The 10,796-nt window shown below is 71.8% G+C and carries 13 protein-coding genes; 7 read left to right on the top strand and 6 right to left on the bottom strand.

Annotation, left to right across the window (positions count from 1 at the left end):
• Positions 1–1,150: MFS transporter (locus tag EKO23_RS25535; RefSeq protein WP_167880628.1), on the top strand; the 1,150-nt coding region annotated here is incomplete at its 5' end.
• 43 nt (positions 1,151–1,193) lie between these two features.
• The gene (locus EKO23_RS23770) at positions 1,194–1,691 is read left to right on the top strand and encodes a beta-class carbonic anhydrase (protein ID WP_217702787.1); all 498 of its coding nucleotides are present in this window, start codon (positions 1,194–1,196) and stop codon (positions 1,689–1,691) included.
• Positions 1,692–1,792: 101 nt separating this feature from the next.
• Here EKO23_RS23770 and EKO23_RS23765 read toward each other — a convergent pair whose 3' ends face one another.
• Positions 1,793–2,005 carry a hypothetical protein gene (locus EKO23_RS23765; RefSeq protein WP_134720969.1) on the bottom strand — a complete coding sequence of 71 codons (213 nt, stop codon included), beginning with the start codon at positions 2,003–2,005 and terminating at the stop codon, positions 1,793–1,795.
• Positions 2,006–2,154: 149 nt separating this feature from the next.
• On the bottom strand, positions 2,155–4,287 hold the full coding sequence (locus tag EKO23_RS23760) for a DNA gyrase/topoisomerase IV subunit B (RefSeq protein ID WP_175582738.1): 2,133 nt from the start codon (positions 4,285–4,287) through the stop codon (positions 2,155–2,157).
• 295 nt (positions 4,288–4,582) lie between these two features.
• Between EKO23_RS23760 and EKO23_RS23755 the strand changes: the two genes are divergently transcribed.
• The 5 genes from EKO23_RS23755 to EKO23_RS23735 all read left to right on the top strand — a co-directional run bounded on the left by EKO23_RS23755 (position 4,583) and on the right by EKO23_RS23735 (position 9,076).
• A complete protein-coding gene (locus tag EKO23_RS23755) occupies positions 4,583–4,831 on the top strand; it encodes a DUF7455 domain-containing protein (RefSeq protein WP_217702786.1) in 249 nt (82 codons plus the stop codon).
• A gap of 113 nt (positions 4,832–4,944) precedes the next feature.
• Positions 4,945–5,421: a DUF456 domain-containing protein gene (locus EKO23_RS23750; protein ID WP_246051279.1), complete on the top strand. Its 477-nt coding sequence runs from the start codon at positions 4,945–4,947 to the stop codon at positions 5,419–5,421.
• A complete protein-coding gene (locus EKO23_RS23745; protein WP_134720967.1) occupies positions 5,418–6,248 on the top strand; it encodes a DMT family transporter in 831 nt (276 codons plus the stop codon). The genes EKO23_RS23750 and EKO23_RS23745 overlap by 4 nt, the downstream gene beginning before the upstream one ends.
• A gap of 76 nt (positions 6,249–6,324) precedes the next feature.
• Positions 6,325–8,067 (top strand): glycosyltransferase family 61 protein, encoded by a 1,743-nt coding sequence (locus EKO23_RS23740; RefSeq protein WP_134720966.1) that lies wholly within the window; start codon positions 6,325–6,327, stop codon positions 8,065–8,067.
• A 34-nt stretch (positions 8,068–8,101) separates the two neighbouring features.
• Positions 8,102–9,076 (top strand): hypothetical protein, encoded by a 975-nt coding sequence (locus EKO23_RS23735; protein ID WP_134720965.1) that lies wholly within the window; start codon positions 8,102–8,104, stop codon positions 9,074–9,076.
• Between the two features lie 158 nt (positions 9,077–9,234).
• Here EKO23_RS23735 and EKO23_RS23730 read toward each other — a convergent pair whose 3' ends face one another.
• The 4 genes from EKO23_RS23730 to EKO23_RS23715 all read right to left on the bottom strand — a co-directional run.
• Positions 9,235–9,516 (bottom strand): hypothetical protein, encoded by a 282-nt coding sequence (locus tag EKO23_RS23730; RefSeq protein ID WP_134720964.1) that lies wholly within the window; start codon positions 9,514–9,516, stop codon positions 9,235–9,237.
• 87 nt (positions 9,517–9,603) lie between these two features.
• Positions 9,604–9,783 carry a hypothetical protein gene (locus EKO23_RS23725; RefSeq protein ID WP_134720963.1) on the bottom strand — a complete coding sequence of 60 codons (180 nt, stop codon included), beginning with the start codon at positions 9,781–9,783 and terminating at the stop codon, positions 9,604–9,606.
• Complete coding sequence (locus tag EKO23_RS23720; protein ID WP_134720962.1) at positions 9,780–10,097, bottom strand: hypothetical protein; 318 nt, start codon at positions 10,095–10,097, stop codon at positions 9,780–9,782. The genes EKO23_RS23725 and EKO23_RS23720 overlap by 4 nt, the downstream gene beginning before the upstream one ends.
• A gap of 110 nt (positions 10,098–10,207) precedes the next feature.
• Positions 10,208–10,796: RNA polymerase sigma factor (locus EKO23_RS23715; RefSeq protein ID WP_134720961.1), on the bottom strand; the 589-nt coding region annotated here is incomplete at its 5' end.

The raw sequence follows: 10,796 nt of genomic DNA, 5'->3' as shown, positions 1-10,796 counted from the left end.
GGAGGGCGCTCTGCGCCCGTCTCGAAACCAGCGCCCGACCGGCCGCTTCGACTGGATCGGGCTCGTGGCCGCGACCGTCACCGTGGTCGCCGGCGCGATCACGATGGTCCAGCCGCCGGCCCTGCAGCGGGACCTGACCTGGGGCCAGATCTTCATCCCGTACGCCGGTGACTCGCGGTGGTTCACGCCGGTCGGGGTCACCACGATCGTGGCCTTCCTGGTGCTCGCGGGGCGCTGCCTGTTCGCGCGGCGTCCGCTGGTCGACGTACGCACCTGGTTCGCGCACGTCCGGCAGGCCGACCTCGCCGGGGCGCTGCTGCTGGCGGCCGCGCTCGGCGGGATCATCCTCGCCTTCGCGACCGCCGACCCGGAGGTGCAGGTGTTCTCCGAGCAGGGTCCGTGGTTCCTGCTCGGCTCTGCCGTGGCGACCGTCGGGTTCCTGCTGCACCTGCGCCGCGCGGAGAACCCGCTCATCCCGCGCGGCGCGATCGGGCAGGTTCCCGCGTGGGGCGCGCTGCTGGTCAGCTTCTTCGTCGGCGCGGCCCTGATCGCAGCGCTGATCGACATCCCGATCTTCGCCCGGACCACGATCTACCGCGAGTCGCAGCTGATGGCCGCGCTGGTGCTGGTCCGCTTCCTGATCGCGCTCCCGGTGGGCGCGGTACTCGGCGGCTACCTGGTCCGGTGGTTCTCCGCCGGGCTGGTCACCGCGCTCGGCATGACCTGCTCCGCGGTCGGCTTCGTGCTGATGGCGCAATGGGACAAGCACGCGCTGGAGAGCTTCTCGGTCAACGGCACCCTCCTGCTGTGCGGCCTGGGGTTCGGCCTGGCCCTGGCACCGGTCAACGCCGCCCTGCTGGCCAGCACCGCCGACGCGGTGCATGGCGTGGCGTCCGCGCTGGTCGTGGTGGCCCGCATGATCGGCATGCTGGTCGGCATCTCCGCGCTGACCACGATCGGGCTGCGCCGCTTCTACGGCGCGATCGCCGACGGCAAGTCCCGCACCCAGGCGGCGCTGGTGCAGGAGCACGCGGTGTTCCTCGGCGCCGCCGCGTGCGCCGTGGCCGCCGGCCTGCTGGCGCTCGTGCTGTTCCGGCACGCCCGCACCCGCGACCTGGACACCGGCGAGGTGCTCCGCTCCGGCCACTGAGCGGGGTGCGCCGAGCTCCGCCGGACCCGCTAGCCTCCTGCCCGTGGACGAGGACTTCGACGACCTGATCGCCGCCAACCGTGCCTTCGCCGACGAGTTCGACCTCGGCGGCTTCGACGGCGTCGCCCATGCGGGTGTCGCCATCGTGACCTGCATGGACTCCCGGATCGACCCGCTGCGGATGCTCGGGCTCCGGCACGGCGACGCCAAGATCTTCCGCAACCCCGGTGGCCGCGTGGACAACGCCGCGCTCGAGGCGCTGGTCCTCGGCGCCCACCTGCTGGGGGTCCGCCGGATCCTGGTCATCCCGCACACCCGCTGCGCGATGACCGCCAACAGCGAGCAGGAGCTGCACGACAAGATCGGCGCCTCCTCCGGTCAGGACGCCACCTGGCAGCAGTTCCACGTGGTCGAGGACCAGCTCGCCGACCTGGCCGAGGACGTCCGCAAGATCCGCTCGCACCCGCTGGTCCCGGACACGGTCAAGGTCGCCGGCTTCGTCTACGACGTCGACACCGGCCTGCTCGACCGGAAGGTCTAGAGCCTCCGTCCGGGTATCGCACGCTGTGGTTGCTCCGGGGCCGCCTGGGCACCCGGAACGTGCGAAACGCGCGGCCGTCCGGGGTACGGCGCGGGCAGGGCTCAGGTCTGCGCCGGCCGCGCCTGCTCGTCCCCGATCGCCCGGGACCGGGCCAGCGAGGCCCGGTAGTCGCGGTCGGCGTCCGCGCCGAGCTCCGCCCGCCGGGCGTCGATGATGCCGTCGCGGACGGCGTACCGGACCACGCAGTAGACGAGTGTCAACGCCACCACGGTGCCCACCGTGAGGGTGACCAGCATCGCCAGCGCTCCGACCATGCCTCCACGCTAGGCACGCAGACGCGTCGTGGGGAGGGGAACGGCCCGAGATGACCCGGACGGACGTCACCCGCGCCCGACCGGGTTGCCCCGGCCGGGCGGGAACACCCGGGGACGGAGCCGTCCGGTCGGGGGGCGTCCCCGGGGGTTCAGGCGTCCAGCGCCTCGACGTCGACCTCGTAGGCACCCTGCACGATGAACTCCTTGCGCGGCGCCACCTCGGAGCCCATGAGCAGCTCGAAGACCCGCTGCGCCGAGTCCGCGTCGTCCACGGTGATCCTGCGCAGCGTGCGGTGCCGCGGGTCCATGGTGGTCTCCGCCAGCTGGTCGGCGTCCATCTCACCGAGACCCTTGTAGCGCTGCACCGGGTCCTTCCACCGGACGTTCTTCTTCTTCAGCTCCGCCAGCTTCCGCTGCAGCTCGTCGTCGGAGTAGGTGTAGAGGTACTTGTCCATCCCCTTCCTGGGGTTGGAGATCTCGATCCGGTGCAGCGGCGGCACCGCGGAGTAGACCCGGCCCTCGCTGATCAGCTCAGGCATGTACTTGAAGAACAGCGTCGCCAGCAGGCAGCGGATGTGCGCGCCGTCGGAGTCGGCGTCGGCCATGAAGATGATCCGGCCGTAGCGGGCGGCGTCGAGGTCGAAGGTGCGACCCGACCCGGCGCCGACCACCTGGATGATCGAGGCGCACTCGGCGTTCTTCAGCATGTCGCCGACCGAGGCCTTCTGGACGTTGAGGATCTTGCCGCGGATCGGCAGCAGCGCCTGGAACTCCGAGTTGCGCGCCAGCTTGGCGGTGCCGAGCGCCGAGTCACCCTCGACGATGAACAGCTCGCTGCGCTCGACGTCGTTGGAGCGGCAGTCGGCCAGCTTCGCGGGCAGCGCCGAGGACTCCAGGGCGTTCTTCCGCCGCTGGGTCTCCTTGTGCTGCCGGGCCGCGATCCGCGTCTTGGACGCGCCCACGACCTTCTCCATGACCAGCTTGGCCTGGGCCTTCTCGGCCCGCTTGGTCGAGGTCAGGAACTTCTTCAGCTCCGCCGCCACCACCTTGCGTACGACGGTGCGCGCGGCCGGGGTGCCGAGGATCTCCTTGGTCTGTCCCTCGAACTGCGGCTCGGCCAGCCGGACCGTGACCACCGCGGTCATGCCCTCGAGGACGTCGTCCTTGATCACGTCGGCGTCGTTGACCTTGAGCGCCTTGGTCTGCCGCATCACGTCGTTGAACGTCTTGGTGATCGCCTGCTCGAACCCGCTCACGTGCGTGCCGCCCTTGGGGGTGGCGATGACGTTGACGTAGGACCGCATCTCGGTGTCGTAGCCGGTGCCCCAGCGGACCGCGACGTCGACGGTCAGCTCGCGCTCGACCTCCTGCGGGGTCATGTGCCCCTTGTCGTCGAGCAGCGGGACGGTCTCGGTGAAGGTGTCCTGGCCGCCGAGCCGGAGCACATCGGTGACCGGCTCGTCGTGCGCCAGGAACTCGGCGTACTCGGCGATGCCGCCGTCGTGGCGGAACTTCTCCTCGGCCGGCTCGGGGCCGCGCAGGTCGCGGACCACGAGCTCGAGGCCGGGCACGATGAACGAGGTGTGCCGGGCCCGGGTGATCAGGTCGTCGTAGAGGAACGTCGCGTCCTTGGTGAAGATCTGGCGGTCCGGCCAGAACCGGATCCGGGTGCCGGACCGCCCCTTGGCGACGCGCTTGCCCTTGCGGGTCAGGCCGGACTTCGGGGTGAACGACGCGGTCGGGCCGTCGCCGTCGAACACGCCGGGGGCGCCTCGGCGGAAGCTGAGGCCCTGGGCGGACGGCGACCGGTCGACGTCGATGTCCATGCGCGCGGAGAGCGCGTTGACGACCGACAGACCGACACCGTGCAGGCCGCCGGTGGCGACGTACGAGCCGCCGCCGAACTTGCCGCCGGCGTGCAGCTTGGTGGCCACCACCTCGACGCCGGGCAGCCCGGTCTTGGGCTCCTTGTCGGTCGGGATGCCGCGCCCGTCGTCGTACACCTCGACCGAACCGTCGGTGTGCAGGGTGACCTCGACCCGGTGGGCGGCACCGGCGAGCGCCTCGTCGACGCCGTTGTCGATGATCTCCCAGACGCAGTGCATGAGGCCGCGGGTGTCGGTCGAGCCGATGTACATGCCCGGGCGCTTGCGGACCGCCTCGAGCCCCTCGAGCACCAGCAGGTGTGCTGCGTTGTACGCGTTGTCGATCGTTCTGTCCTTCGCGAGTCTTCGTGAGCCGGAAATCCGCTCGGCTGCCGGTGACGAATCTACCTGCGACACGCCCGACAGTCTCGGCGGCACGCCCTGCCACCGATGCGCGGGATCGAGGCCTAGGGTGAACGCACGGACACCATCACGATGTGGACACGATCTGGCTCGGGGACGACCGGAAACGCAACCGATGACGGGGTTCGGGAGTCACACTGGGAGTACGGCAGTTGTCTGAACCTGCGACACGTCCCACGTTCAGGCGGCGACGTACGGGGTACGACCACACCGTGCTTGGATGGATGTGTCAGGCACCACGAGTGACCGGGGGAATCAAAGCTCCAGGTGGCTCGTTGTGCAGGACGAGATGACGAGAGAGAGGCCGATTGTGACGACTGCAGTTGCCCCCAGCGCGCTGACCGCAGCCGACCGCTGCGACCGTTGTGGTGCCCAGGCGTACCTCCGGGTGGAGCTCGCCTCGGGCCTCGAGCTCCTCTTCTGCGCCCACCACGCCCGTGAGCACGGTGAGAAGCTCCAGGAGGTCGCGGTCACCATGACCGACGAGACCCACAAGCTCGGTGACACGCCGACGATCGCCCCGGAGGGCGAGCGCTGACCGGCATCACCTGACCACCCACGACTCGGCACGAGGGCCCCGACCGGACGGTCGGGGCCCTCGTCCGTCTCCTGCTCCCCCGCCCCCGACCGGGCTGTGACATCCTCGCTGCCGTGGACCTCGTCGACGTGCTCACCGGGCTGGCCATCGCGGTCGGCCTCGTGGGGATCGTGGTCATGGTCCTGCCGGGCTCGATGCTCATCCTCGGAGCCCTCCTGGTCTGGGCGATCGTCGTCGGCGAGCCGGCCGGCTGGGCGGTGTTCGCGGTCGCCGCGACGTTCGTGATGGCCGGTCAGGTCGTCAAGTACACCGTCCCGGGGCGTCGCATGAAGGACGTCGGCGTGCCGAGCTCGACGCTGCTCGTCGGCGGCATCCTCGGCGTGGTCGGGTTCTTCGTCATTCCGGTGGTCGGGCTCCCCCTCGGCTTCGTCGCCGGGGTGTACGCCGTGGAGCACCAGCGGGTCGGGGCGCGCGAGGCCCGCAACACCACCACCCACGCGCTCAAGGCGGTCGGCCTGTCGATCGCGATCGAGCTGGGGTTCGGCATGCTCGCCGCCGCCGCCTGGGGTGCCGGGGCCGTCCTCACGTGACCGTGCTGCTGGCCCTGGCCGGGGCGGTCTTCTACGGCCTGTCGGACTTCGTCGGAGGCCTCGCGTCCCGCCGTACCTCGGCATGGTCGGTGGCGTTCCTCGCGGCGCTCGGCGGCGCCGTGTTCGTCCTCGTGGCCGGTGTCGTCCGCGGCGGGGACCCCACCGGCACCGACTTCGCCTGGGGGCTGCTGGCCGGTGTGGGCAACGGCTTCGGCACCGCCTTCCTCTACCGCGGCCTGGCCGGCGGCCGGATGGGCGTGGTCGCACCGATCTCGGCGGTCGGGGCCGCGCTGGTCCCGGTCGCGGTCGGCCTGGTCACCGGGGAGCGCCCCTCCGCGCTGGTCTGGGTAGGCATCCTGGCCGCGGTGCCGGGCATCTGGTTCGTCTCCCAGGAGCCCGAGATGGACGTCCCCGGCGCCCGGGGCGGGGTGCTCGACGGCGTGCTCGCGGGACTCGGCTTCGGCGTGCTCTTCGCGGCGCTCGGGCAGATCCCCGAGTCGGCCGGCCTGTACCCCCTCGCCCTCAACCAGGCCGTCGGCGCAGTCGCCATCGTGCTGGTCGCGCTCGCGCTGCGCGTCTCGTGGGTGCCCCGCGAGGCACCCGCACTGTGGGGGCTCCTGTGCGGTGCGCTGGGCGCGTGCGCGACCGTGGCCTTCCTGCTGGCCACGCAGGCCGGCGCGCTGACGGTGGCCGCCGTGCTCGCCTCGCTCTACCCGGCGGTCACGATCCTGCTGGCCGCGGTCGTCCTCAAGGAGCCGGTGCACCGGGCGCAGGCCGTCGGACTGGTGCTCTGCGGGGTCGCGGTCACCCTCGTCGCCGCGGGCTGACCCGGCTGGCCCTCGCCGGCCGATAGGGTTCGTCCTGAGTGTCCTGTTTTCGGTGGCCTGACGGAGGGAGTCGGGCATGGCGCGCGGACAGAGCCGCTGGTCCGTCGCACTGGACGCTGCGCGCGCACTCCGACGAAGGTCGCCTGCCGGTCCCTGGCACGACCTCGCCCTCCCCACCGACCTCCCGGTGGTCCTGCTCGCCGACGACGTCTCGGGGGGTGCCGTCGCGCGCTGGACCGGGTGGCTGGACGGACGCCGGATCGAGGTCGTCTCCCCTGCCGAGCCGCCACCTTGGGACTGGGCGAACCGGGACCCACGAGCACGTCGCGCGGGGCCGGTCACCCAGGTCTCCGGCACCGTGCGGCTGCTCGGGCCGGTCGGAGCCGTGGTCGACCTCCTGCCGGTCCCGGCGCTGCCGGGCGAGGCGGACGACCGGGTCGGGCTGTTCCGTCTGCTCGTGGGATACGTCGCCGCGGACGGCTGCTACGTCGTCGACCGCGAGACGACCGGTGACGAGGAGGGTGTCCGGGCCGTGGAGCAGCTGGTCACCGGACTGCTCGCCCTCCCTCGCGACGACCGCAGTGCGCTGTCGCCGCCCGATCGCGAGCTCGCGCGGGCCGTGCGGCCTCCCCGGCCGACGGTGCGGGCGCTCTTCGTGCCGAAGCGGACACCGCACGTGGTCAAGCTCCGCGACGTCGAGACGGACGTCGTGCTCCCCGCGCGGGAGCCGGGCCTCCGCCTGCGCTGCCTGACCGAGCTGCCGGCCGGAGACCTCGTCTCCAGCGCCGTGGTGAGGTCGCACGGGAGAGCGCCGCGCGAGCTCCCCGGGACGATGGACCACCCTCGCCTCCACCTGCGTCGGTACGACGGCGCGGTCGAGTTCGCGGGACGGACCCTGATGTACGCCGGGAGCACCGTCCTCCCCGACTCCTTCCGGCACCCTCGTGCGGTCAGGCTCGAGCACCCCCGGCTCCACGGGGGGCTCGGCCAGCCGGCCCGGGTGCCCGACCGGTACCGGCCGCGTCAGGGCCTGGAGGGCGCGTACTACCAGCTGGACTCGACGTACACGGGGCACTTCGGGCACGTGATGACCGAGGTGGTCTCGAGACTGTGGGGATGGGACCTGGCCCGAGAGCTGCAGCCCGACCTCCGCGTGCTGATGTTCCGGCGCCGGCACCGCAGGTTCCGGCCGGAGCTGGAGCTACGGCTGCTGGGCGCGTTCGGGGTCGATGAGGCCGACGTGACGTGGGTGGACGAGCCGGTGCGCCTCACGTCGGTGGTCTCGGCCTCACCGATGTGGAACAACGGCCCCGGCCCCTACGTGCATCCGGGGATCCGGGACGTGTGGGCGCGGCTCACCGCGGGGCTCCTCGACCGGGCGGCGAACACCGACACGCCGCCCCGCATCTTCGTCTCCCGCAGCGGCGAGTACGGCGCCCGGCTGTGCCGCAACGCCATGCAGGTCGAGAACCTCTTCGCCCGCCACGGGTGGGTGGTCGTCTACCCCGAGCACCACGACCTGGCCGACCAGGTTCGGCTGTTCCACCACGCCACCCACGTCGCGGGCTTCGGCGGGTCCGCGATGTTCAACCTCATGCATGCCCGCGACCTGCGTCAGGTCATCGTGCTCAACAGCGAGGCCTACACGGCACGCAACGAGCACCTGTTCACGGCGCTGACCGGCGGGACCGTGGACTACTTCTGGTCTCCCGCGGAGACACCTCAGCCCGCCTCGGGATGGTCCAAGTCGGCCTTCGAGTCGGCCTGGTCGTTCGACTTCGCCACGCATGGTGACCGGTTGGAGGAGCTGCTCGGGTGAGCACCTGACGCGTGGCGTCACTACGCTGGCGGCCGTGCGCACCCGAGCCCGCTTCCCCGACGTCGACCCCGCCGCCGGCCACTACGAGAGCTTCTACCTCAAGGCCAGCGCGCCCGGCGGTGGCGAGGCGGTGTGGATCCGGCACACCGTGCACCAGCGCCCCGGCGCGGCGCCGACCGCCTCGGTCTGGTTCGTGCACTTCGGCGCCGGGCAGCCCCGGGCGGCCAAGGTCACGGTCGGGGCGGACGCCCTCTCCGTCCCGCCCGGGGAGTACGTCGACGTCGGCGGCTGCCGGATCGGGCAGGGCTGGATGACCGGAAAGGTCGCGGCCCGAGGCCTCGACGCCCGTTGGGACCTCGCCCTCACCGATCGGGCACCCGGGCTGCGACACCTCCCGGCCGGCTGGATGTACGACCGAGGCTTCCCACGCACCAAGGTGGAGAGCCCGCATCCGTCGGTCACCGTGACCGGCGAGGTCCGGCTCGGCGACACGGTCGTCGCACTGGCGGGGTGGGACGGCATCGTCGGCCACAACTGGGGCAGCGAGCACGCGGCACGGTGGGTGTGGCTGCAGGCACCGCTTGCAGACGGCGGGTACCTCGACGTGGCCGCCGCACGTGTCGGCGTCGGTCCCGTGACCACCCCGTGGATCGCGAACGGCGGCCTGCTGCTCGGCGACCTCCGCGTGCCCCTCGGAGGCCCGCTCCGGATGCGCGCCACGTCCCTCGACGCCGCGACCGGCCGGTGCACCTTCGCCCTGGCCGGACCCGGCGTGCGGTTGTACGGGACGGTGGTCTCCCCCGCGGACCGCATGGTCGGCTGGCGGTACGCCGACCCGGACGGCGGCGAGCACCAGGTCAGCAACTGCTCGGTCGCCGACCTCGAGCTCATCGTCCAGCGCCGGGACGCAGCGCCGGAGGTGCTGCACGTGCCCGGTGCCGCGGCGTACGAGCTCGGCACGCGTGAGCCCCAGCCCGGGGTCCCGATGCAGCCGTACCCGGACGGGTGAGCGGGACGTCACGCCACCGGCGACCGGGATTCCGGACTGTTGACGAACTGTTGATCAGGCGTTGACGACTTCGCTTCGGTGTCCGGCTAGAGTTCTTCACGGAACCGCCGGTAGACCCGAGACTGCCGGCGGTTCCTTCATTTCAGCAGCCGGCCGGCTCACCGCTCGGTGAGCAGCTCCGCGGAGAGCCACTCCTCGACCGCGACCCAGCGGTCGCCGCGCAACCGGGCGACGTACACGACCCGCCCCTCCCAGCCGGAACGCCCCTGCCGCCACTCGAGCAGCAGGCCGGGCCGCTTCACGCCCTCCCGGTCGACCGCGTCGGCCACCCAGCAGTGCCGCGCCGGGCAGCCGGGCGTCGCCGGCCCCGGCGTACGCCGTGCCTGGGTGACCCGGACCCGCTCCGCCATGGGCACGCCGATGCCACCCCGTTTGTTCATGCCACCCGCCACCGCACCATGATCGCACGCAATCGAACGTTTGTTCGACCAAGGGCGGCGGTCAGCTGCGCCGCCCGGCCGCGGCGGTCACGGACCCGCGCCGTCCTGGGCCTGCTCGAGGGTGCCGTAGATCCCTGAGTTGACCGGCGAGCCGCCGGGGTCGACGAACTGGAGTCGCCAGCCTGTCAGGACTCGGGTGATCACCCACCGGCGGCCGAAGCGACCTTCCCCGTGCCAGGTCTCCCCGACTTCCTCGAAGGCGATCACGAAGAGCCGCCAGGAGGCGTGTGGGCGTACCGCGTCGCGAGGTCGGCCTGCAGGGACCCGCGCCAGAGGCGCAGCTCGTCGCGCAGCTCGTAGGGGACGGGCATCCCTCGCTGGCCCAGGGACGTGACGTAGGCCTCGAGGGCCGCCAGCAGGCCGGACTGGGCGCGGGTCAGCGCAAGCGGCTTGTTCGCGGTGACGCTCCGGCAGCGATGGAACTCGGCACGTGCCTCGATGAGGTCGAGCCAGAGGTCGGTCGGGGCGATCGCCGGGCGCGACCTTCGGGGGCCGACGGGGCGGGCGGACGGTGTCGACATGGCGACGACCTCTCTCCGGCGCGGTCGACGGCCAACGGACGCATCCCTCCCGGACTGTCCACTCTACCCGTGCCGGTGGGACATCCGACCGAACAGGAGACCCGCGTCGCCTAGTCGAGGTAGTCGCGCAGGACCTGCGAGCGCGACGGGTGCCGCAGCTTCGACATGGTCTTGGACTCGATCTGGCGGATCCGCTCCCGGGTCACGCCGTAGACCTTGCCGATCTCGTCGAGGGTCTTGGGCTGGCCGTCGGTGAGGCCGAACCGCATCGAGACCACGCCGGCCTCGCGCTCGGAGAGCGTGTCGAGGACCGCGTGCAGCTGCTCCTGGAGCAGCGTGAACGACACGGCGTCCGCCGGGACGATCGCCTCGGAATCCTCGATCAGGTCACCGAACTCCGAGTCACCGTCCTCGCCGAGCGGGGTGTGCAGCGAGATCGGCTCGCGGCCGTACTTCTGGACCTCGATGACCTTCTCGGGGGTCATGTCGAGCTCCTTGGCCAGCTCCTCCGGGGTGGGCTCGCGGCCCAGGTCCTGGAGCATCTGGCGCTGGACGCGGGCCAGCTTGTTGATGACCTCGACCATGTGCACCGGGATGCGGATGGTGCGGGCCTGGTCGGCCATGGCCCGGGTGATCGCCTGCCGGATCCACCAGGTGGCGTACGTCGAGAACTTGTAGCCCTTGGTGTAGTCGAACTTC

It is taken from the genome of Nocardioides guangzhouensis (assembly GCF_004519545.1).
GTDB lineage: Bacteria > Actinomycetota > Actinomycetes > Propionibacteriales > Nocardioidaceae > Nocardioides > Nocardioides guangzhouensis.
This window is presented reverse-complemented; position numbering and strand designations above follow the sequence as displayed.

Coding starts and splice junctions, on each gene's coding strand:
- EKO23_RS23720 (WP_134720962.1), bottom strand. CDS start 10,097: ATGTCGACACCGTCCGCCCGCCCCGTCGGCCCCCGAAGGTCGCGCCCG.
- EKO23_RS23730 (WP_134720964.1), bottom strand. CDS start 9,516: ATGAACAAACGGGGTGGCATCGGCGTGCCCATGGCGGAGCGGGTCCGG.
- EKO23_RS23755 (WP_217702786.1), top strand. CDS start 4,583: ATGACGAGAGAGAGGCCGATTGTGACGACTGCAGTTGCCCCCAGCGCG.
- EKO23_RS23765 (WP_134720969.1), bottom strand. CDS start 2,005: ATGGTCGGAGCGCTGGCGATGCTGGTCACCCTCACGGTGGGCACCGTG.
- EKO23_RS23740 (WP_134720966.1), top strand. CDS start 6,325: ATGGCGCGCGGACAGAGCCGCTGGTCCGTCGCACTGGACGCTGCGCGC.